The sequence below is a fragment of the Vibrio sp. RE88 genome, from assembly GCF_013113835.1.
GTDB lineage: Bacteria > Pseudomonadota > Gammaproteobacteria > Enterobacterales > Vibrionaceae > Vibrio.
This window is the reverse complement of the sequence record NZ_VTYQ01000006.1, coordinates 364,356-385,854: the sequence shown is the minus strand read 5'-3', so window position 1 is coordinate 385,854 and position 21,499 is coordinate 364,356. Positions and strand designations below refer to the sequence as shown.

The window sequence follows — 21,499 nt, the reverse complement described above, 5'->3', positions numbered from 1 at the left end:
GCTGCCCAGAGGGTTCGGCTAAAAGCGTTTTACTCTTTGTTGAGAGGTGTTTTGCTTAGGTCACTAGGCGACAAACCTCTCGCCGCGACTAAAACGCTTTTATCTCGAACAAAATTTAACCGCAAAAGGTCAACAGACCCTAGTGACTACTTATTAACGACTAATAACGTGAACAGTGTGCGGACACTATCCGCACACTCCAACCATTCTTACAATAACAACAGGTGGTGAGCAAAATGGATGCACATCGTTCTACTTACACTGAAACATCGCTGCGCAATGCAGAGGTGGTCATGGCGCCAGAAAGGCTAGGAGCTATGCACCAAAATCGAATCAGTTTTGTACGCAGTCTGATTCGTAAAATGGCTAGACAACAATGGCAGGTGAGCCGTCATGATTGGCAACTTTGCCCGCAAGGGTTTGGCTATGTCATTTACCGACTTAACACCCCACACCATGTTTATCATCTCGTGGTGTTTTGCGATCAGATTGCAGACGAGGAGCGCAATGATAGAGTCATCGCGGAAAGATGGGATGTCACGTTTGCCTTGGTTTATGGTGATGTTGATGTGAGTTTGCTTGAACAGTTGCGTGCCAATGTTCCGCTTCAGGAAGCTGGGCGCAATCCAAACAATGTGTTGGTGCTGGCAAGAGCAAACAAAAGTGTACGAGTGTTTGAGCATATTGTCTCGGCGCTGGCAAAAGGCCTTCAACCACAAGGCGAAGAGCTGGCACAGGTGGGTTATATCCTCAGAACAACAGCCGTGTATGGCAACGGTAAGTTTGGGATTGCGGACTTCAAGCTACTGGAGAACAATCCGGACTTCAGTCTGTCCTTCAGTGCGCAGATGTGTGCTGTGTACCTGCTACGTGAGTTCAGTCTCGATTGGGTGCATTACCTTGCACGTCAGCAAGGCGGTGAAAATGCAATCGAGCTAGACCGAGGGCTGCAACGTTATCTTGGCGTCGGCAATGCCACCGGGCTGGGAATGGCGCCTTATTTGATTAATCACCCATGTATCGTTGATCAATGGATGACGGCGCGTGAAAGTGCTCTAGCGCAGGTTCTAGCAAAGCCGTGCGATTCAGAGATGCATGGGCTTTTGAGTCAGTTATTGAATAAAGCCATCAAACACTTAGAGCAGGTCGTGACCATCAATCCGCATCAGGATACGTTGAATCAACAGGCGATTTCTGAGCTGACTCTTATTCATAAAGATCTGGCGAACATCACCTCACAGCAGCCCAACTGGAAGGGTGTGATGGAGGGTTTGACGACCTACAGTTTGGAAACTCAGGAGATTGTCACTTCTTGTTTGATCGAGCTTTATCCAGAACTGGTTAACCGTTTTGAAGAGCAGATGAACACCGACGAAACGTTGTCTGTTGCTACCGGGAAAAGTGTTGGTGACTTGCTTGATGTGCTAAGTGATAAATATCGCTGGGCAATTGACGCCGATTACTCGCTGGCAGAAAACAACTATTGGTTCTGGTATCGCTCTCAGGATAAAGAAGAGCCAAGACTTGGGGTTCGCGGGGAGGAATCCGGTGAAGACCGAGAGCTGCCACTCGATATTGGTCGTCAGGTCAACCTCCTGTTTAGCGCAGCCTCTCAGCAGCCGAGTGAGATGTCACTGGCTCAGTTTCTGTTACAGCATCCTCAATATCGCTCTGTGGCGCGTCGAGTCTGGACCTTGGGCCATCGCCAGATGGGCGATATTCAGATGAACGTGTTACGCCAAGATGCACTGCCTATGCACTTGCTGCGCTGTAAACTGTCTTTCTTTGGTGCGATGAAATTTGATCCCCGCTCAGATCGCTGGGTACGGGTGACCTTCTTTCAAGGTGCGCCTTTGCTGGATGAAATCGGCTCAGAGCAGTACAACGACAACTGGATCTTCCCTTTGATGCCAACCGAAAGTGAGATCCAGAATCGTCAGTCGAACAAGGCCCAAGGAGGAAACGCATTATGATCGTGTCACACAATGAGCTGGTTGCAGCAGTCAATAAAGCGTTCTTAGGCGCACGTCGTTTGTGTGGTGAAGCGGATGTTATTGCCAACATGGTGGCCGATTTACAAATGGCGGGGCTGCATGGTGTTCGTCACTTTAATAATGCCAGTCGTTTCCTCGGTTTAGACTCTGACTGCGCGGTGTCTATTTCGCAACGTTCTGATGAGAGCCTAGAGGTGGATTTACACAATAGCAGTGTGGCTTGTCACTTACCTGCCGTGTTGGATTTTGCGCTGGAGAAAATGGTCCAATCTAAAACCATTACTATTGAGCTCAAGCAGTGCCATAACCGTTGGTTGGCGTACAGCGAGTTAGTGAAGCTGGCAGCCAAAGGTATCGCGTGTCGGGCCCGCTGGACCAACGGCACCAGCCCCAAAAATGTATTGTACGTCTTGAATCGAGGCAATATTGCACCAGAACTGTATTTCTCAGAAGAGAGCCGTGGTTCGATAGAAAGTTGTCACTCGATGACGATTGAACTTGCGGTGAGTGACTTTGATGTCAGCGCCAGTTCGCAAGGCTACAACGTGTATGTTGATGCTAAGGAGCTGGTCGACGCGCAGCAGTCCTCGTGGCGAGAGGGCATTTTCGTTGAAGACGAAGAATGGGAATTACTAAAGCAGACCGCGACAGTGTTTTTGGTCGAGAATAGCGAACGATCAAGGCAGGGTGCTGGAGAGCTGGCCTAATACTGAAAAAGCCAAGGTCAAGACCTTGGCTTTTTCATTCAATCACACATCCAGTGGTGGCATGCCATGCAGGGATGCAAGTTGTGAGAGTGAGAGGTTGCTTTTCGCCAATGAACTGCGAGAGGCGACTGCTGGTTTTACCGCGGCGGGTTTCACTGCGAATTCGTGTCCATCCAATATACCTTTACCTTTCTTGAGTTCATTCAGTCGAGCGTTAACCACGCCATCGGTGCTGGAGAAATCAATTTTGTAACTGCCGACGTACTCCTGAACGTATTTGGTCGAGAGTGATTTAAGCTTATCAATGTAAACCACAGCTTTATCATACTCGCCTTGAGACACGGCATCTAACTTGGGCGTAAGCAACTGCGCAAACTTCATTGGATGGCCGACAAAGCCACTGCCCATCACGAGCGCGACTACAATCGGAGTAGTCACCACCGCACTCTGAAACCACTCAGAGAACATCTTGTGATCACTGACCAAACTGCCGTTGGCGGTGCGATTGTGCCATTCTTTTTTCGCACGCTTGAGGACTTTGTCGAGTAGGGCGCGCTGAACAAAAAAGTCGACCAATTTGATAATACGTTCTAAAACAGCCACGATAAGGCTGATGATAGAGCCAATGCCTGCGGCGGTTGCTCCCGCGATTCCAGCAACGCTTAACGCAACACTTTTGATGCCACCAAGAACACCCGTTGCAGAATGGCGAGCCAACGTTTTGGAAATAATACTTGGATGTCCTCCCAGTAATTCAACGCCACGGCCTTTGTAAATTTGAGTGATGAGATCTTTCGATTTCAGCACCGATTTTTTAACCGCTGAGTAGAGTGCTGAAGCACTCCTTACGTGCCCCCAACCAGGAATCAGATCTGCGAAATTGCCGGCAAATTTGCTAATCAGCCAAGTTCCAACCTCGGTTAGCCACTCTAGGCCATGAAGTAAATCGCCATAAACATGGCTGACTTTGTTGAGTAAAGTACGGAAAAAATCAGACAAGAGATCTTTGATGCCGTTTTTCATTGAAGTGGTGACTTCTGCGACTTTTGAGGCTGCTTTCGAGATCTTTTTCGCTGCTTTGCTGTTTTTGAGCTTAGTCATGGTCTCAGTGTTGTTGAGCAGACCCATGGCAGCGTCTTTAAAGTCCGTGAAAGGTTCAGTGCCAACAACAAACGCGCTAAAAAAGTGTGCATTCGAAATTTTGGCGACTTTAGTAATCTCCGTGCTCGCTAGCATGTACATTGCGCCCATGCGAGCATCCGCCATTTGTGCAACCTGAACACCGCGCGCAGTATTAGAGGTATTACCAAAGATCTTATCTTTGATGAGGCGTTTAAGTAGTTTTACTTGCATAGAAACCTCCACTTAACGATGTCGAACACACCAGGTCACGTTTGAACAGCCAACACTGAGGCTTGAGGGTGTATTGACTACATTAATGATAACGAGGCCGACGGTCTTCGACTTTTGGGTAAAACTTTCTCATTAGAGGTACGACCACTCAATTTTAAGCTTCGTCCAATGCTCACCCATAAGCATTGAGAATATAAAGCGTGATAGGCAGCGTAAAGATGGCGAGGAAGGTTTGATTCGCAATGATCGATGCCATGGCGGTGCTGTTTCCGCCGAGTTGCTTTGCGAGAATGTAAGCCGAAGGAGCGGTTGGAACTGCCATCATGATGGTAACAATGGCGAGTATCATGCCCTCAAGGCCGAGCGAAAGCGCGAGCACAAAAGTCATTGCCGGTTTAATAAGCAACTGCATCACAGAAGCAACGACGACCATTTCTTTGAATGATTCATTGCGGTCTGTTTTTAGCGCCGCGCCAATAGCAAGCAGTGCTAACGGCAGTGCGCATTTACCTAACAGGCCGAGGGTCGCATTAATTTCATCGGGTAGAGACAGTGGGCTTAGGTTAATCGCTAATCCAATCACGCAACCAAGAATAAGGGGATTGCGCGATAGGTTAACAAACACCGATTTCCAGCTTTTCACTTCCTGACTATAAAAAGAAAACACCAGAAGACACAGCAAGTTTACGGTGATGATGATTACTGACATCGATATAGCGGCGGCAACGATGCCAGACTCCCCAAACAAGTTGTAGACGATGGCCAACGCCACAAAACTATTAAAGCGCACGCCTCCTTGAAATATTGACGTAAAAGACGCTGGGTCAACAGAGCGCACATAGCGTTGCCAGACGATGAGTAAAACACTGCAGATAAGAAGGACGACAACCAAGACGCTGGCAATGCTGAACCATGGCAGATCATCCAATGGCTTGTTGCCAAGCGAGTAGATCAATAAAGCGGGAGTGAGGAGAAAATAGGTCAACTTGGCCAATTCGTCCCAGAACGAATCACTAAAACGCATTAAGCGACGAATCAAATAACCCAATAATACGATGAACATGACCTGCAGTAAGGCCGAGATAGCGACTGACATATTCTTTCTCCTTTCCTTATCCAAGAGTACAAAGAAAGAAGATGAAAAAATAATTATGGATTTTTAATAAAAACGTAAAATTAATTTATAGGTAACAACTCGTCGAGCAAGACTTGAACCAGCTCTTTTCTGCTGTGATGTTCTCTCTGGTACAGCCCCATATTGCGGTGCAGCCTTGGTACACCAAAGGGAACAAGTTTGTATTCTTCTCTTAGTTTGTTTGCTCTGGCTTCACCTAAAGCCATAACGGTAACGCCCAGTTTTTCCTGCACCATGATCAACGACGCTTGGAGGGAATCCAGTTCCATCACCGTGTCTGTGATCAAATTCCTACGTTTGAGTTCGTTATCAATCATAGTGCCAGCCCAAGCTCGCGCGTCCAGCTTTATAAATGGGTGGTTTTTGAGTAATTCGCTATCGGAAGTTTCGACTGTATCCTTATGAGCTACAACGTAAAAAGGTTCTTGCTCGATGGTCGTCCAGCTAAAGCCAGTCGGTATCTTCCGTTGTGGTTCAGTAATTAAAACCGCGTCCAATTCTCCGCTCTCAACCCGCTCTGCCAAATCGACTGACATACCTCGGAACACTTTAATCGCGAGTTTGGGGTATTGCCGACGGGTTGAAGCAAGGGCAGGGCCGAGCGCACCAACCTGAACGCTGAATACCGCCCCCACCAACAACTCGCCACTGTAGAGGCCGTTTTGACCTAAGCCATCCCCGAGAGCATCATACATTGATAAAATTTGCTCGGCTCGTTGCATGACTTTTTCGCCATCACGAGTTAGAACCAAGTTGCGACCTATCTTCTCAAACAGCTTGGTATCAAGTTCTGTTTCAAGCTGTTTCATTTGGGTACTAACCGCCGCCTGCGTTAAACCTATTTTATCGCCTGCTGCAGAAAAGCTGCCGTGCGCAATAATCGCCCGCAAGGTTCTCAACGCTTTGATAGACATAAATAAAGTACCCCAAACTTTAACAACAAACGACTTTGAGAATACCATAGCTGGTGGAGATGTTAATCGGCCGTCCAGCTGTATTGATAATCTGCTTCAAGCTGATTTGGGAACGTCAGATCACATTCTTACGCGTGCTGATTGTTTTGAGCTGAGCCATCATTCATCGTTATGATTCTTAGTGCGAAAAATGTGAGAGCCCATGACATGAGAAGTATCTTCGAGCACACACAAGAGAACATATTAGTCATTCCTCAGGGATTGTTTGCAATGCGGGATGTTCATGTACTTTATTGTCACAAAGACTCAATCATATGCCGTAAGCAGCTAGAACACGATCTCGTTGATGTAGAGTTTTATACCAACAGGCCCTGTTTTATCTACATCGAAAGGGGCTCTGAATTACTGACTGATAGTGACAACCACAATGTTGAACTGAATTCTGGATCCGCTGTATTTTTGCCACAGGGAATGAACCTTCACTCAGATTTTGTCAAACACGCGCATGACCTTCAGGCTTACTTAGTCTTTTTCGATCCAAGTGTGATTGATGAGTATCTAAGCAGGTCAAAACCTTCTGAGACAAACTTGTCTTCGGAAGGCTTTTTCAACATCGAAGACAATCAAGATTTGTTGAAGAGTTATTTCCAGTCTCTGTGTTATGACATCAATGAAGCCGATTATATGCACGTGAAACTTTTGGAGTTACTTCACGTCATTTCCTATCTGGCTGGGCCGAAAAAACTAACTGAATTATTGCTAGGTGTCCGAAAAGGGCTGAAACGTAATCTTGAACGTTTGCTGGCAAGCAAGAATGTTATTCATCTGACAGTGACGGATTTAGCTCAACTTTCCGGGCGCAGTTTGTCGAGTCTAAATCGTGATTTTAAAGCCTTGTATAAAGTGACGCCTCAAAAATGGTTACGTGATAAGAAACTGGCCCATGCCATGGAACTCCTTAATAATCATGGCTTTTCAGTGACCCAGACGGCTAATGAAGTGGGATATGATAATGTCTCGCAGTTTAGTCGGGCGTTTAAATTGCGTTATGGCCTGTCCCCAAGACAAATTAAAAACGGTCAGATGACGGGTATGGAGTCGTTATGACTGTTCTTGAGTAGTTAGGGCTGAATGGTTTCCATAACCTAAACACGAATTCACTAGTTAAGGATTGGATAATGAGTATTCGTGTTACGTTAAACTGCCCGCTAATTCCCGAACGTGTTGAGGAATTGAAAGGATTTCTCGCTGAAAATTTACCTAACGTTCGCTCTTTTGAGGGAAATAAGCGCGTTTCTGTTTTGTTTGCGTCAGATAATAAAGAGATGCTGTTGGATGAAGTTTGGCTCTCGGTCGAACAGCATAAGAGTTATCTTCGATTTATTGAAAGCAATGGTGTCCTCAGCCAGCTTGCTTCATATTTAAAGTCACCACCTGAGATCAAGTACTTTCAAAGCAGTGAGCTATAAAACCAAGTTAAAGTAGCGACGCTGTGCATCGCTACTTTAAACCTGTATTTTCTGGAACTATTCTGGTGAAAATCTCGCGATCAAGTAGTAACATTTCAGCCGTTTAGCAGAATTTGTTTAAGAGAAAAGAGTCGCCAATGTTGTTACCTGCAAAGTACGCCATTACCCGTAATGAGAAGAGCCTAGATGAGTTGGCGCAATTACTTACTTTGCAAAGCGTTAGTGGTTTATGTCAGCTCAGAGCGAAGTCGCACAGTTTATCGTCTCTAAAGCAAGTAATTGACCCCTATGTGAAAGGGATTGTTTTAGTCAATTCTGCTTCCTACGACGGCTCGGACGTAGCTCCTTTTCATGGTGTGCACCTTACTTCGAAAGACCTCTCAGATAAGGCTTTGATTCAGTCGGTTCGTCACAGTGGCGCACAATATCTGGCGGCATCGTGTCACAATGAGCAGGAGATTGAGCTGGCAAATCAAGCGGGGTGTGACTTCATTACTATTTCGCCAGTGGAAGCGACGAACTCTCATCCTGATGCCACTCCGATTGGTTGGCAGCGCTTTGCGGAGCTATCCAAATTGGCGAACATGCCAACCTTTGCCCTCGGTGGGCAAAGTACCCATAACGTAGAACATGCACAAAGCTACGGTGCGCACGGTGTTGCCGGGATTTCAGACTTTTGGCAGCTTGAGAAATAAAAAAGGCTGGTGAATTCACCAGCCTTTGCGTTTAGCCTAGGTAACGATTCTTTAGATGATCTTTAAAGAATTGCGCGTTGAGTGTGTCACCTGTTGCTTGCTTCACTAACTCATCTGTTGTGAGTAAGCTTCCCTTGCTCCAGATATTGTCTGATAGCCAGCTAAAGATTGGCGTTAAATCGCCAGATTGAATGGCTGCATCAACATCGACAGTTTGCTTCATCGCTGCCATAAACTGCGCGGCGTACATGGCACCTAATGTGTAAGATGGGAAGTAGCCGAATGCGCCGTCGGTCCAGTGGATGTCTTGCATACAACCGTTCTTGAAGTTGTCTTTGGTCGACAATCCAAGGTAAGCCTGCATTTTTTCATTCCACAGTTCAGGCACATCGGTATGTTTGATTTTACCGTTGATCAGATCGCGCTCAATCTCGTAGCGCAGAATAACGTGTGCAGGGTAGGTAAGCTCGTCGGCATCAACACGAATGAAGTCTTTTTTCACGCGGGTGTATAGTTTGTGGAAATTTTCCTGCGAGAATAGCGCTGGGTTATGGCCATCGAAATGCTTGGCCGCAAAACCTGCCAGATGAGCGATAAAGGCGTCGCTACGCCCGACCTGCATTTCAAAAAATAGCGATTGTGACTCGTGAATACCCATAGAGCGAGCTTCACCAGAAGGTAATCCAGCAAGAGATTTTGGTAGTCCTTGTTCATAACGAGCGTGGCCCGTTTCGTGCACAATGCCCATCAGTGACTGAACGAACTCGTTTTCATCGTAGCGAGTCGTAATTCGTACATCCGATGGCACACCGCCACAGAATGGGTGCACACTCTCATCTAAACGACCATGTTCAAAGTCGAACTGCAGTAGCTTCATCACTTCGAGACCAAGTGCTTTCTGCTTGTCTGTTGCGAATTGCCCTTCTGGTTGAATAAACTGCTCAGTAGACTGCTTTTCTATCACTTCATCGATTAGCTCTGGCAACCAGCTTTTCACATTGCTAAACAAGGTGTCTAGAGAAGCAGAGCTGGTGCCGGGCTCGTAGATATCCAGCATGGCATCGTATGGAGTGAGTCCGTTTGCTTCTGCTCGGATTTGCGCTTCTTCCTGAGAAAGTTTCACTACCTCAGCCCAGTTCTTCTCGAACCCAACCCAGTCATTGTCCCCACGTTGTGTACGCCATGCATGTTCACATTTGGAACCTGCGAGAGATTTAGCTTGAACCAATTCTTCTGGGAGAAGATTGGCTTGCTGCCATTGGCGTTTCAGCTCGCGAAGTGTCGCCTTGTCATCTGTGTTGAGTGATTCACCTTCGGCTTCTGCAAACCAGTCTGCCAATTGAGGCTGAGTATGAAGGCCGTGAATATGAACCGAGAGCTCCGCCATGGCTTCAGAGCGAGCTTGGTTACCGCCGCTAGGCATAACTGCTGCTTGGTCCCAACCACAAATAGAAGCAAGGTGGCTGAAATGAGAGATTTTTTTAGAATGTGCTTTGAGTTTTTCGAATGCGCTCATGGGTCGCCTTCCGTGACTATTTAGGAGAAGGAAAGTGTATCAACCTCGCGTAGTCAGACCAAGTACTATCCGGTTACATCCATTGGATTGAGTCTCTGTTAAATCACACTATTTCGAGCATTTAGTGATTTAAATGTTATTGGCGTGTCGGAAAAGAATTCCGTTTCGTGGTTTATTCGCTGACGTTTTGATGATAGAAGAGGGTTATCAAATGGCCTTGATGAATTCGAGCAGAGGCATAGAAAGGAGTAGATGTGATTAACAATATGGAAGCGTTTCTGATCGCCATTACCATTTTAACGCTAACACCGGGGCTAGACACCGCGCTGGTGCTACGCAATTCCTCCCGAGGTGGAATGAAAGATGGCGTTGCCACCAGTCTAGGTATTTGTTTAGGCCTGTTTGTCCACGCGACGTTTTCAGCAATTGGTATTTCCGCCATTTTGGCTCAGTCGGCAGAACTGTTTAATGCCGTTAAAATGGTTGGCGCCGCTTATCTTATCTGGCTGGGGGCGACAACTTTAAGAGAGGTCTGGAAAGGGGATGTTGCTCTATCGAACATGGAGTCTCATACGCATAATCTGGATATGAAACGCTCTCTTCGAGAAGGGTTTCTGTCAAATATCCTTAATCCGAAAACAGCGGTTTTCTATCTCGCGTTCTTGCCTCAGTTTATTAACCCCGAGGGTTCAGCATTTTTGCAATCCAGTTTGATGGCAGCTATCCATTTTGTGATTGCAATGATTTGGCAATGTGGCTTGGCAGGTACTTTAAACTCAGCGAAGAACTTGCTGAAAAGTCCTAAGTTTATGCGCCGGATGGAAGCTACAACAGGAGTGGTTCTCGTTGGCTTAGGTGTGAAATTGATAGTGGAAGAATAAAAAACAGCGGCTTAAGCCGCTGTTTTTTATTGGTTAGCTCTGCATCTGAGGTTGCTTTAAGTTATCGACAGCGGCTGAGAAATACGCTTTCGTTTCCTCAATCACTACATGACGGAGCAAGATCAAACCAATCAGGTTAGGTACCGCCATCAAGCCGTTAACGATATCGGCGATAATCCAAATCATATCGAGGTGTAGGAAAGCGCCTGATGCCACCAAAGCAAGGAAGATAACCTTGTATGGCAGAACGGCTTTGGTACCGAACAAGAATACGACACAGCGCTCACCATAGTAGTTCCAACCCAGAATGGTTGTGAAGGCGAAGAAGATCAAACCAACAGAGACCAGAATAGGGCCAAGCGTTTCTGCATTCAGGCCAACTGCAAAAGCGTGAGTCGTCATCGCTGCACCAGCAAAGTCACTTTGCCACGCACCAGTCAGGATCAGTGCAAGACCTGTCATCGTACAAATGATGATGGTATCGAAGAAGGTACCTGTCATCGAAATCAGACCTTGTCTCACACACGAATCGGTTTTCGCAGCCGCTGCTGCCATAGGAGCACTACCAAGACCAGATTCATTAGAGAAGACACCACGAGCAATACCCGATTGGATGGCTAACATGATGCTCGCACCAAGGAAGCCACCTGTTGCCGCTGTTTGTGTGAAAGCAGACACCAGAACCAGTTCGATAGCATTGAGCAGTTGATCGCTGTTGATGATAATCACGCTCAAACAAGCCAACACGTAGAACAGCGCCATCGTTGGAACGACTTTTCCTGCGACTTTAGCAATAGACTGAATACCACCCAGCGTGACAAACGCCACTATTAGCGTCAGTACCACTGCGGATGCTTCTCGCGGCACGCCAAAAGAGATCTGGCTAGCGTCTAGAATCGCATTTACCTGAGGGAAAGTACCAATACCGAAGCAGGCAACACCCAAAGCGAAGAAGGCGAATAGCGATGCGAGCGTACGAGAACCCACCCCATATTGGAGGTAGTACATTGGTCCACCAACCATCTGGCCTTTGTCATCTACCTTGCGGTATTTAACAGCCAATAAGCATTCCGCGTATTTAGTCGCCATTCCGAACAGAGCAGCAAGCAACATCCAGAATAGTGCACCCGGGCCACCAAGTTTTATTGCGGTTGCGACACCAACAATGTTACCTGTACCGATGGTGGCAGAAAGCGCGGTACAAAGAGCGGCGAAGCTTGAAACATCACCTGGTTTTTTGGAATCATCTTTGCTGAAAACCATTTTCAGTGCAGTCGGTAGGTGTCGAAACTGAAGTAAGCCTAAGCGAAAAGTAAAGTAGACACCGGTTCCCACTAACAGGATAAGCAGTGGTGGACCCCAGACAAAGCTGTCGATAGTTTTAAGTAAAGATTGAAGGTTATCCATGATTTCCCCTTAATTGATAAAGCATTACTAAGGAGAAGAGTGAAAGGGTAGAGACGACAAGTCTCAACAAACGCTACAGGCAGAAAAGCGATCATAGCTAGGTTGTTCTTTTCACTCCTCTGTCCTTTTGCCTGAGAGTTTCACTACACACATTGATAGTATGAAGCTTGCTCCTTCGGCGACCGATTTAACGGTTCTCTCCAGAGGTTCCTCCAACTACAGTCCTCGCTGTTTTCACAGCACCTGAAAGATTTACTTCTTCGGTAGGTTATCTTGCCCAAATGTTAAAATTTGGTAAATAACCACTCTCCTGCAGTCTTCATCGGAACGATTGCTCGTTTAATGAGCAAAAGTTGGTTGATAGCACTGGTTGCTACCAACGTGTGAACTCTATCATTATTTTTGTGTAATTCAATTAGTTTTTTGCATGAATAACAAAATGGGGGAAATGAGTGGAAATGGGGATAATTAGAGCCTTTGAAAGCTTCAAAGGCTCTTAGTTAAAACTTATTCTTTGTTTTGAGTACGGATGCTAAAGATGGAATTTCCATCAACGAAGTCATACTCAATTTGTGAAGGGGTAACGTCACAGACTTCAGAGACAGGTGTTAAGGTGCCGCTCGTACCATAGCGAAGATCAAATTGAATAAATCGACTAAAGACATTGTCTTGATCTCCTCTAGGAATCTCCTCTATGTACATTTCAGTATCGCGGCAGCTTCCTGAGATGGTCATGATGGTAGGAAACATAATCGGTTCTGAAATAGTAAAGTCTTCGAGCGTGATATCTCGATATGTTCGATTTATTCTTAATTTCTATGAAATGACTTAGATGTGTCCTTTTGACTTGATTGTTGTAGTGTCTTTTTGACTTTATTTGATTTGGTGGTGTTTCTATTTTATTGATTATATGGGGATTTTAAAGTTGGCAAGAAGAATGCACTGTAGAGAGAAAAACAAAATAATCTAGTGAGGTCTCTATGTTTGCTCAACCAACTCGCACTACATTCAAAACACTTTTGACTGTTTCAAATATTGGACTGGTCGTCACTTTTCTCGCACTGGTGGTCAGCGTGCTGATTTCTTATCCATACGCTAACTCCTTCAGCCTGAATGCTCAAATTGCTGCGCATATCAGTACCATCGTAATAGCTGCATTTTTGAAAGTGAGTTATGTCACCCGATGCTTGGCGCAATACAATCTAGGTTTAGAAGTGAAATAGACATGACATAGTAATAGCGCCCTAAGTAGGGCGCTATTGCAAAGTTTAGAAGTAGTTCGCGTCAACCAGCTCGCTTACTTGCACTGATTTCACATCAGCGCGCGCATCCAGCCACTCTGCGACTTTTGCTTGTTGCTCTTCTGTTACACTTTGGTATCTTTCTGAGTGACAGATAAAGCCTTCAAACAATTCAAGACCACCGCCGCCAAAGCTTAGGCCAAGCGCATCAATGTAATCAATGAACTCGTCAACAAACGCGTCGTAGTTGTCAAAGTCAGTGATCGTTGTTTCACAGCTGACTTCGAATCCAAGCATCGCGAACTCACCCAAAAATAGCTTCTTCTGGATACGACGTTTCTTATTTTCTAACTTAAATGGTTTCATTATTTTGCCTCAAACTTTCGAGTTAGCTCCTTATACCTCAAATTCTATGCAAGCCCAAATATAATTCTGTTAAAGGGGTAAAATTCTAATGTTGTTTGGGAAAGGTCGCGTTTTGTTACGATTAAACCACGTGGAAGTGGAGGAAGCGGGAGTGGGAGTGTATATAATTAAATCAAATGGGTATAAAACAAACCTAACTCTGACCCAATGCTCTTAAAAAATGGTATAAATGAACGAGTTAACAGGCCATTGAGGTTCGCGCAGAGTCTGGCTAAGGAGACAGTATGACAAGATTGATTGCGATTGTTTTTTTGGTGGCATTGGCGTTTGTTCTGATCCGGTATCGAACCAACGAAAAGCTGCAAAAATATGTCGTTGTTACTCTGATCTCCGGCTTTTTAGTTTATACCGCCACTTTGGTGGTAACCGAACTCATGCGCTAAACCAGTAGGAGCAAAGAAGTGAACAACGAGTCTGAAATGGATAACAATGATGATGTGGTAGTTATCGAAGAAAGAGATAAGCGCAGTTATTTATACATCATTATTGCGAGTGTCTTAGGATTAGCGCTAGGTGGGTTAGTTGGCTCCGTCGTCACGGCCGGTAAATGGCAAAATGCCTACAATGGGCTGGAAGAAAAGTATCAGTTACTTGTCGAAGATAAAAAACAGCTGGTTGTTGAAGTCGAAGACAAAGTGGCGAAAGTGGATGATGAAATCGCAGTTAAGCTGCAACAAGCCATCGATGAGCAACAGCAAGAACACGAAGATGCATTGGCCGCGCTACGTTCAGAGGTTTCTGAACTGGAAAAAGTCAATCTATCTCTTGAAGAGCAACTGAATCAACAGAAGCAGAAAATTGCTGAGGCGAACCGAGAGAATAATCAGCTAAATCGACAGGCTGATATGCAAGCCACAATGTTTGAGCGGTCACGGGAGTTATTCCAACAAGAGCTTAAAGTTAAGCAAGAGCTTGAAGCATTAGAAAAAGAGCGCGAAGAGCTTGAACCTAAAGTAAAACAGCTGAAAAAAGATTGTGATTTGTATCTGTCGGGAACGTCATGGGATGCAAAGTCTGATTCATGTGATAAGCAAGATGAAGCAAACTCACGCTTGAGTCAGGTGAATCAGATGATCAGAGTGCATCAGATGGATCTCAAACAAATGAAAGCGCTCACGGACGAATTAGGTTTGCAGTAACATCGCACTGAGATTGATATGAAACCTCCCACAAGGGAGGTTTTTTTATGCCAAAAGTAGGCAATTAATAGATTTATTACTAATTTTAATGGATAGACCGATAACCTCGACAAACGTGCTTATGCAGTTAAGGAAGCAGCGTGCAGAAGAATAATGGTACAGAGTGGGTAAAAATCATTGCTAACCTTGCCTTTCTTTGCGCGGTAGGGGTTGTCTCCTATGGACTGGTAAATCAGGACCACAGTTGGTCACGCATATTCTTTATTTTTCCGATATTGATGATCTTGGCTTTGATTGCTAACGATCTTACTTTACGCCACTTGTTTGCATTTTCTTCTGTAGCGATGTTTCTGATTGGTGGGTTGGTTCAACCATTTGAAATCGGTTCCGTCAGAGACGCCTTAATACTCATCCCACTCTGTTACATCGTACTTTTCCCGGGGACTTTGTGGCCAATTGCTGTTGGTGCTGCGTTAGTGAATGGGTATCTTTACCAACTCACTTCAACGGACTTACAACTCTTTATTGAGGTGGCGACGGAAGTCAGTGCAATTACTGTGTTCGCGACCATCATGGCGTATTTTTATGTCAAAGTTCGCGAACAGGCCATGGCGTATAAGCAAGAGAGTGTAACGGATTATCTGACTAAGCTGCCAAACCTTCACGCTTTCTTTAGCGACATTAAACAAGTAAACAAAGAAAACGCCGAGCATTTTGGTTTACTGCACATTGGGCTTGATGGGTTCAAGAACGTTAATGATCGTTTGGGATACCGTCATGGTGACATTTTACTTGTGGCGTTTGCCAATCACATCAATGAGTTGATTGGGGGCTATGGCAAACTCTATCGCTTAGGAGGTGATGAGTTTGTACTAATCGCTGAATCCCATGATGTCGAATTGGTCTTAGATGAAACCATTGAAATTCTGCTCAGGCATAAGAAGACCCTTTTCAATGTTAACAATACCTCTCACCGGCTCGGGTTCTGTATTGGGGTGGCGTTTGCCAGAGATGCGGCCGACAATCTCGATGTCTGGGTCAAAAACGCAGACTTTGCTTTATATAAAGCCCGCTCAGAAGGGGCTGGTTCTGTGTGTTGGTTTGATGACGAGTTGTTAGGTGAAACAATTCGGCAGCATCAAATTGAAACGGAAATCAAAAACGCGCTGGCTAAAGACCAGTTCGTTTTGTATTACCAACCTAAAGTGTCAGCGACGACGTCAGAAGTGGTGGGAGCAGAGGCGCTGGTACGTTGGAAGCATCCTCAACTTGGCTCAATAACGCCCGCTGAGTTTATTCCAGTGGCTGAGAAAACGGCTCAGATTGTTCCCCTTGGTCATTGGGTGTTGCGTGAGGCGTGCAAGCAAATCAAAGAGTGGCACGATGCGGGTGTGGATCTGTGCGTGTCCGTCAATGTCTCAAACGTGCAGTTTGATCATACTGACTTGTTCAAAGTGATTTGTGAAATCTTGCGCGAGGTGCGTTTGCCTTCACATCTACTTCAGATTGAAATCACCGAGTCAGCTTTGATGAGTGACCCAGATGCGGTGACCGATATCTGTGGGCAGTTGAGAGCATTGGGTATCTCTGTGGCGATTGATGATTTCGGGGTGGAGTATTCCTGCTTGCGCTACTTAAAACAGCTCCCTGTTGATGTGCTTAAAATTGATAAGTGTTTTGTCGATGAGTGTGCGATTCACGAAGCAGATCGTATGCTACTCAGAACGATAGTCCAGATGGGTCACAGCTTAAATATCAAGGTTATTGCAGAAGGCGTCGAGGACGAACAGCAGCTAGAGGTACTGCGTCAGGAAAACTGCGATGAGTATCAGGGTTATCTCTTCTCTCAGCCTCTGTCTGGTAAAGAGTTCTTTTCGCTATTTAATGTCAGCTCTGACCCAAGTAAAGCCTCGGCATGAGCCTGATTGTCAGGTAGAGTATCTCGGTTGTCCGTTAACTGAGCCCTGCAATGCCATCAGAAAACCTTGTTATCTCTCTCCCTTCGCTTATTCATAGAATTGGTGGTGACGCGAACAAGCAGCTGCGTATTGTCGCTAAACAGCACGACTGTGAGCTCAAGCGTGTTCGTCGTTCGAGAAACTGGCAACTGATTGGTCAACCCGAGGCACTACTTGAGTTGTTTAATAACCTATCTGAGCAATCGACAGAATTCGACTTTGTGTTGAGTAAGTTGAATGTACAAATCAATCAAAGTGTTACACCACGAGAATCCACTGAAGAACGTCTTAAGCGCATACTGCTTGCCGACCCGACGATTACACTCACTGAGTTGATGGAACGCACTGGCTGCTCACTCTCAGAAGCTCGTACCGCTAGGTTTGAGTCAGAAGTTCTGTAATTTAGTTCAAGTTATCCAAAGGACTGACGGTTCCTGCATAGTGTTGACCGATAACATGGGTGTAGATCTGTGTCGTCTTAACGTCATTGTGACCCAACAGCTCCTGAACACTGCGAATGTCTCTTCCTGCCTGCAATAGGTGTGTTGCAAAGCTATGACGAAACGTTTGATGCATCAACATGGTTGTGTTATATGCCCTGGCTAACTATTAGATTATGGGTAATTATGTAGTTATGATGATTGGTGTTTTCTTTCGGGCTTTTGTGGTTCCCTCTATGTTCATTATGGGATCTTCTTACTTGTCAGCATACGAGATCGACCTGCAAAGTTCAGGAATCACGGATTACTATCCTAGTTGTAAACTTGAAAAGAAAACCAGCCTTTGTATTGAAGGAATTAGCATCGATGATGAAAAAAGAGTCCTTATTGAAGTAAAAAGTGATTTTGATTCTGCACCTGAACTCTTAGTTCATAACTTAACAGATACTTCCTCTAAAGTTAAAGTTGCTACATCTGTCATGAGGAGTCTAATTGAAAGGTTAAACCCCAGTGCTGACAATGAACTTCAATACAAACAAGTTCCAATAAGACTAGAGCACGCAAGCTCAAAAAGTATTGTTATTTTAATGAAAGTTAATATTAATGACTCGAGTTATGCAGGGTTCTCATACATTCATGATGATGGAACTATAATAATGGGAATTAAAGAGACAAAACTTGAACCTGATGATTATTTCTACTCTGAGTTAGTGTCTGAATGAACTAGTCATAAGCTAACCCTTGAGTTTAAATTTCATGCCAAACCTCAATCTAGTGCTAGCACTTTAGATGATGCATCATGTAATACTTTCAAATAGGTTAGTACGATGGCATATAGGTTGGTGATGTGTAACGATTTGTAGAGTTTAATCCCCTATGCTGGCCATGGCGTAACTAAACTCCCACTTACCTCACCATAACCTTGAAGCTAGTAGTTTTAGCACATTACGAGGGTTGGCGGAAAAGGATAGGTTTTCTTCTGGCCCGTTTGCATTAGATGACTTTCAATGGGTATTTTATGCTTGTTATTAAGCTCAACCCGCACGGAATGTTTCGGAATTCACTAAATTGCTATTAACCTTTGGTTATGAAAGGAATCATTTTGTATAATTCCTTTTATTTTCAGCTACTCAGCACCTAATTCTAAGCAAATCACCATGCCTTTTTTTATTCTTATTGCGCTCCTTTTTGTTCTATTAACCCTCTTTGCCTTGTACTTCTATTTTGAAGCTAAACGTAAGAAGGAAGCCCAAGACGCGAAAAAAACGTTGACCACTCGTGTTGAAAAAATGAAGAAGCGATTCAAATCAGAAGCACAGCAATGGGTGTTTTCTGGCGCCTTATCAAAGCAGGATGAGAGCTCGATTATTCGATTGCCTAACTACTTTTTCGTGTTTCAACCAATAACGTCTGAAAACGTCGAACATTACGAACAGTCATTAGAAAGCGTATTGTTGACGGTGAATGAGAAGGTGTTGCTCATCCCGAATAGTAGTGATGATGAATCCACAGTGCCTTTTGAGCCATTGTGTCAGTTTGTCCAAGCTTTACCATCTGCTGCGCAAGGCTACAACTCAAGCTTTTATCGCAATGATCTACCTGTGCTTATACAAAAGCTAAGAGATGCTGAAGTTGCAGATGAACAAAATCAAGAAAGCGCCGAAATGGCTTGACGAAAAAAGCGATACCAATCTTGGTATCGCTCTAAGAGGGCGTTGCATGAGTCCGTTATCTATCAAGTCCGCAGTGGGGCCCCCAATTTGCCCTTGAGCTAACTTTTAAGAGTACAGACACACGCAACAATCTTTAAATTCAGTTTTCACCCACAAGTCGCTACTGGCCGAGGCAAGTGTCACCAATACGGGCAGGTGCGATCTTATCCAGCACTTGGTTGAGCTCTTTCCAATCACTTGCCATCTTGTTGGCTTGCTCTTTCGTTAGAACGGCACCATTTGCAGCGATACGATCTTCTTCAACTTTGGTGTAGTGGAAAATCGTCATGTCGACAGAAGCATCATCTTTATACGCTTCTTCCATGTTCACGATGTTTTTCTTACTGTCATCAATAAATACGACACTGCTGAAGCTCTGGCCTGTCTTATCCAGAATATAATCCAGCATGGTGCCCTTGTTCATACCTGTCGTCATCATGATGCCGTTGATGTAGCTCAGAGGACGCTTAGGGTTATCAATGTAAACAGGAAGCTGGTCAGAACCCTTCTCTTTGAGTGCGGTACGTGTCATGTCGTATTGGTTGCGAATCATTTCACGCTCAGTTGCATAGCGATAGTTTGGTGAACGGGATGTCAGAGCCATGACGGTTAGCCCCTTGTCCTGCCAACCGCTTACCGTTGCTGGCACGTCGTCTTCAATGATTTTCATTGGTACTAATTCGTAGAGTAGGCCAATAGAATCTTGGAAAAGACAGTCAACTTTATCGCCTTCCGCAGGTTTTACATCCAGCTTACCTCGTTGCCATTGGTACCAAATGTCGCCACCGATATCAGAAGTAGAGGTCAGAAGGGTGTTATCAATATCAATAACAATCAGCGGTTTCTCACCTTGTTTCGTTAACTGATTTACTTTCGCAGCCACATCCTGAAACTTGGTTGTTTCCTTCACGACTACGTCTGCCATTGCACTGCTTGCAAATGAAAGCGCACAAAGTGCTGCTACTTTTTTTAGCATCATATGGAAAGTCTTCCTTAGATTGGTTCTTCTTTGGCGACCTGATGAACGCCAAGTAATATAATGGTTATGTTATAACATTGCAAAACATATCGCAGATTGTCGATCGAATCTAATTTTCAAACTAGATCGGCATCACACTAGAAGAGGTTTTCTGGCAAAGAAGCGAAGGAACAAGTGCGCAAACCATTAATCAACACAAAGCGTTATATTCTGTAGCGTTAGTTGTTTTGCGTTTGAAGGGAAATGGTTTAGCTTAGTGGTGAGAAGCCAACACAAGGTGCGTGAAAAGTGAAAATCAACACAATGAGAATCCCATGTCGTTGTTTAATCGAGTCAGAAAATTTCTACACGGAAAAACTTGGACTCAACAAGGTATTCGGCTCCCCAGAAGAAGGGTTCATCGGTTACCAGTTGGAGAACGTTCAGGTGTTGCTGGAGGAAGAAGAAAGCGGTGAGTTTGAAGCGGGGCGATTTTTAGGTTTTAGCCTGGAAGTCAAAAACATCCGTAGCTTCTACGAGACCTTAACAGCAAGAGACGTTGAATTTACGGGCCCACCTGAAAACCAGTTCTGGGGCGGATTGATGACTCATATCGTAGACTGCAACAAGAATAGCTTCTCCATCGTACAAGTCGATTTGGCAGAATAATGAGTTGTTGTATCAGAATTTATTTTTTGGATAAGGTTTAAGAAATGGAACTTACCTTATACGTGTCCGCTTTGCTGCTGATTGCCATTTCGTTCATTCATTCCTACCTTGGTGAACGCTATATCCTGATGCGGCTATTCAATCGAGACAACTTGCCTAAGCTTTTTGGGAGCGATGACTTTACCAAGCGCACTTTGCGTTTCGCTTGGCACCTAACCTCTGTCGCTTGGATAGGGTTTGCTGCCATTGTTTTCAGCCTCACTCAGCCTGGGTTTAGTCAATCGACAGTCGTAAAAATAATCGCGACCACATTTGCTATCCACTGTGCTGTGGCTTTTTGGGGCTCGAAGGGCAGGCACCTTTCGTGGATTGTATTTGGAACAGTGAGTGTTCTGCTCTTTTTCTATTTAATGGCTTAGATAAGGAATCTCTATGCGCCAACAATATCATTTTCGCCAATCTGAGCAGGGTTTATTGGCGTGGGATGTTCTTAGGTTAATCGAAATTACTAAAAAGCTTCCCATTATAGACGTGCCTATCTCTGATATCAGTGAGCTGGATGAAGAGTTTTGGTATGAACTCGGTGGGGCGAAACCGACTTGCCGAAGTGTCCTTGAGCATGCTGCTTTAATTAACTATGTGGATTTATCCTATCCAATCATATTGTGTCATCAGGGAAGGATAATGGATGGTATGCATCGAGTATGCAAGGCTTTACTTATGGGGCAACATTCGATACGTGCGGTTCAGTTACCCGATTATGTTGAGCCTGATTACATCGGCGTAGATCCTGAGGACCTGCCATATGACGACGAAACAACCTGAACCTTCCAATTAATTCTGATTAAGCGCGCTCGTCTCTTGGCGTTCCTAAGCATTACTAAT

24 protein-coding genes, 1 pseudogene and 1 riboswitch are annotated in these 21,499 nt (G+C 44.9%); of the genes and pseudogenes, 16 read left to right on the top strand and 9 right to left on the bottom strand.

Going from position 1 to position 21,499, the window contains the following annotated elements; genetic code table 11:
• The first annotated feature begins 236 nt into the window (after positions 1-236).
• Positions 237-1,973 (top strand): hypothetical protein, encoded by a 1,737-nt coding sequence (locus tag F0265_RS16630; protein ID WP_171749741.1) that lies wholly within the window; start codon positions 237-239, stop codon positions 1,971-1,973.
• Positions 1,970-2,701 (top strand): DUF3726 domain-containing protein, encoded by a 732-nt coding sequence (locus F0265_RS16625; protein WP_171749740.1) that lies wholly within the window; start codon positions 1,970-1,972, stop codon positions 2,699-2,701. The genes F0265_RS16630 and F0265_RS16625 overlap by 4 nt, the downstream gene beginning before the upstream one ends.
• Before the next feature lie 42 nt (positions 2,702-2,743).
• Here the strand turns inward: F0265_RS16625 and F0265_RS16620 are convergent, their stop codons facing one another.
• The 3 genes from F0265_RS16620 to F0265_RS16610 form a co-directional block, all read right to left on the bottom strand.
• The gene (locus tag F0265_RS16620) at positions 2,744-4,054 is read right to left on the bottom strand and encodes a hypothetical protein (RefSeq protein WP_171749739.1); all 1,311 of its coding nucleotides are present in this window, start codon (positions 4,052-4,054) and stop codon (positions 2,744-2,746) included.
• 172 nt (positions 4,055-4,226) lie between these two features.
• A complete protein-coding gene (locus tag F0265_RS16615; protein ID WP_171749738.1) occupies positions 4,227-5,150 on the bottom strand; it encodes an AEC family transporter in 924 nt (307 codons plus the stop codon).
• An 80-nt stretch (positions 5,151-5,230) separates the two neighbouring features.
• On the bottom strand, positions 5,231-6,103 hold the full coding sequence (locus F0265_RS16610; RefSeq protein WP_171749737.1) for a LysR family transcriptional regulator: 873 nt from the start codon (positions 6,101-6,103) through the stop codon (positions 5,231-5,233).
• A 207-nt stretch (positions 6,104-6,310) separates the two neighbouring features.
• Between F0265_RS16610 and F0265_RS16605 the strand changes: the two genes are divergently transcribed.
• From F0265_RS16605 to F0265_RS16595, 3 genes are all read left to right on the top strand, one after another.
• A complete protein-coding gene (locus F0265_RS16605) occupies positions 6,311-7,210 on the top strand; it encodes a helix-turn-helix transcriptional regulator (RefSeq protein WP_171749736.1) in 900 nt (299 codons plus the stop codon).
• A 71-nt stretch (positions 7,211-7,281) separates the two neighbouring features.
• The gene (locus F0265_RS16600) at positions 7,282-7,572 is read left to right on the top strand and encodes an antibiotic biosynthesis monooxygenase (protein ID WP_171749735.1); all 291 of its coding nucleotides are present in this window, start codon (positions 7,282-7,284) and stop codon (positions 7,570-7,572) included.
• A gap of 137 nt (positions 7,573-7,709) precedes the next feature.
• Positions 7,710-8,267, top strand: coding sequence for a thiamine phosphate synthase (locus F0265_RS16595; protein WP_171749734.1), 558 nt, complete (start codon positions 7,710-7,712; stop codon positions 8,265-8,267).
• 31 nt (positions 8,268-8,298) lie between these two features.
• On the opposite strand, the gene F0265_RS16590 is transcribed toward F0265_RS16595, so the two are convergent.
• Positions 8,299-9,783: a carboxypeptidase M32 gene (locus F0265_RS16590; protein ID WP_171749733.1), complete on the bottom strand. Its 1,485-nt coding sequence runs from the start codon at positions 9,781-9,783 to the stop codon at positions 8,299-8,301.
• Positions 9,784-10,049: 266 nt separating this feature from the next.
• On the opposite strand from F0265_RS16590, the gene F0265_RS16585 reads away from it, so the two are divergent.
• Positions 10,050-10,664 carry a LysE family translocator gene (locus F0265_RS16585; RefSeq protein WP_171749755.1) on the top strand — a complete coding sequence of 205 codons (615 nt, stop codon included), beginning with the start codon at positions 10,050-10,052 and terminating at the stop codon, positions 10,662-10,664.
• A gap of 33 nt (positions 10,665-10,697) precedes the next feature.
• On the opposite strand, the gene F0265_RS16580 is transcribed toward F0265_RS16585, so the two are convergent.
• A complete protein-coding gene (locus F0265_RS16580; RefSeq protein ID WP_171749732.1) occupies positions 10,698-12,071 on the bottom strand; it encodes a sodium:alanine symporter family protein in 1,374 nt (457 codons plus the stop codon).
• Between the two features lie 109 nt (positions 12,072-12,180).
• Positions 12,181-12,285: riboswitch (glycine riboswitch) on the bottom strand.
• A gap of 293 nt (positions 12,286-12,578) precedes the next feature.
• Positions 12,579-12,821 (bottom strand): hypothetical protein, encoded by a 243-nt coding sequence (locus F0265_RS16575; protein WP_171749731.1) that lies wholly within the window; start codon positions 12,819-12,821, stop codon positions 12,579-12,581.
• A 230-nt stretch (positions 12,822-13,051) separates the two neighbouring features.
• On the opposite strand from F0265_RS16575, the gene F0265_RS16570 reads away from it, so the two are divergent.
• On the top strand, positions 13,052-13,294 hold the full coding sequence (locus F0265_RS16570; RefSeq protein ID WP_065741639.1) for a hypothetical protein: 243 nt from the start codon (positions 13,052-13,054) through the stop codon (positions 13,292-13,294).
• 45 nt (positions 13,295-13,339) lie between these two features.
• Here the strand turns inward: F0265_RS16570 and F0265_RS16565 are convergent, their stop codons facing one another.
• Positions 13,340-13,678, bottom strand: a complete 339-nt coding sequence (locus tag F0265_RS16565) for a 50S ribosome-binding protein YggL (protein ID WP_006962588.1) — start codon at positions 13,676-13,678, stop codon at positions 13,340-13,342.
• A 284-nt stretch (positions 13,679-13,962) separates the two neighbouring features.
• Between F0265_RS16565 and F0265_RS16560 the strand changes: the two genes are divergently transcribed.
• The 4 genes from F0265_RS16560 to F0265_RS16545 all read left to right on the top strand — a co-directional run bounded on the left by F0265_RS16560 (position 13,963) and on the right by F0265_RS16545 (position 17,236).
• On the top strand, positions 13,963-14,121 hold the full coding sequence (locus F0265_RS16560; protein WP_006962587.1) for a hypothetical protein: 159 nt from the start codon (positions 13,963-13,965) through the stop codon (positions 14,119-14,121).
• Positions 14,122-14,139: 18 nt separating this feature from the next.
• Positions 14,140-14,877 (top strand): chromosome partitioning protein ParA, encoded by a 738-nt coding sequence (locus F0265_RS16555; RefSeq protein ID WP_171749730.1) that lies wholly within the window; start codon positions 14,140-14,142, stop codon positions 14,875-14,877.
• A gap of 140 nt (positions 14,878-15,017) precedes the next feature.
• Positions 15,018-16,796, top strand: a complete 1,779-nt coding sequence (locus F0265_RS16550) for an EAL domain-containing protein (RefSeq protein WP_171749729.1) — start codon at positions 15,018-15,020, stop codon at positions 16,794-16,796.
• A gap of 50 nt (positions 16,797-16,846) precedes the next feature.
• Positions 16,847-17,236, top strand: a complete 390-nt coding sequence (locus F0265_RS16545; protein ID WP_171749728.1) for a ribosome recycling factor family protein — start codon at positions 16,847-16,849, stop codon at positions 17,234-17,236.
• 1 nt (position 17,237) lies between these two features.
• Here the strand turns inward: F0265_RS16545 and F0265_RS16540 are convergent.
• A pseudogene (locus F0265_RS16540) lies at positions 17,238-17,402 on the bottom strand (tyrosine-type recombinase/integrase); the annotation flags it as partial.
• Positions 17,403-17,451: 49 nt separating this feature from the next.
• Between F0265_RS16540 and F0265_RS16535 the strand changes: the two are divergent.
• Complete coding sequence (locus F0265_RS16535; protein ID WP_171749727.1) at positions 17,452-17,997, top strand: hypothetical protein; 546 nt, start codon at positions 17,452-17,454, stop codon at positions 17,995-17,997.
• Between the two features lie 435 nt (positions 17,998-18,432).
• Positions 18,433-18,948 carry a hypothetical protein gene (locus F0265_RS16530; RefSeq protein ID WP_171749726.1) on the top strand — a complete coding sequence of 172 codons (516 nt, stop codon included), beginning with the start codon at positions 18,433-18,435 and terminating at the stop codon, positions 18,946-18,948.
• Between the two features lie 160 nt (positions 18,949-19,108).
• Here F0265_RS16530 and F0265_RS16525 read toward each other — a convergent pair whose 3' ends face one another.
• Complete coding sequence (locus tag F0265_RS16525) at positions 19,109-19,966, bottom strand: DUF2608 domain-containing protein (RefSeq protein WP_019274910.1); 858 nt, start codon at positions 19,964-19,966, stop codon at positions 19,109-19,111.
• Between the two features lie 288 nt (positions 19,967-20,254).
• Here F0265_RS16525 and F0265_RS16520 point away from each other — a divergent pair, with 288 nt between their 5' ends.
• From F0265_RS16520 to F0265_RS16510, 3 genes are read left to right on the top strand one after another with little or no spacing between them, the layout of a single operon-like run.
• Positions 20,255-20,614, top strand: a complete 360-nt coding sequence (locus tag F0265_RS16520) for a VOC family protein (protein ID WP_171749725.1) — start codon at positions 20,255-20,257, stop codon at positions 20,612-20,614.
• 44 nt (positions 20,615-20,658) lie between these two features.
• A complete protein-coding gene (locus tag F0265_RS16515; RefSeq protein WP_171749724.1) occupies positions 20,659-21,033 on the top strand; it encodes a hypothetical protein in 375 nt (124 codons plus the stop codon).
• A gap of 13 nt (positions 21,034-21,046) precedes the next feature.
• Positions 21,047-21,439 (top strand): hypothetical protein, encoded by a 393-nt coding sequence (locus F0265_RS16510; protein WP_171749723.1) that lies wholly within the window; start codon positions 21,047-21,049, stop codon positions 21,437-21,439.
• Positions 21,440-21,499: the final 60 nt, after the last annotated feature.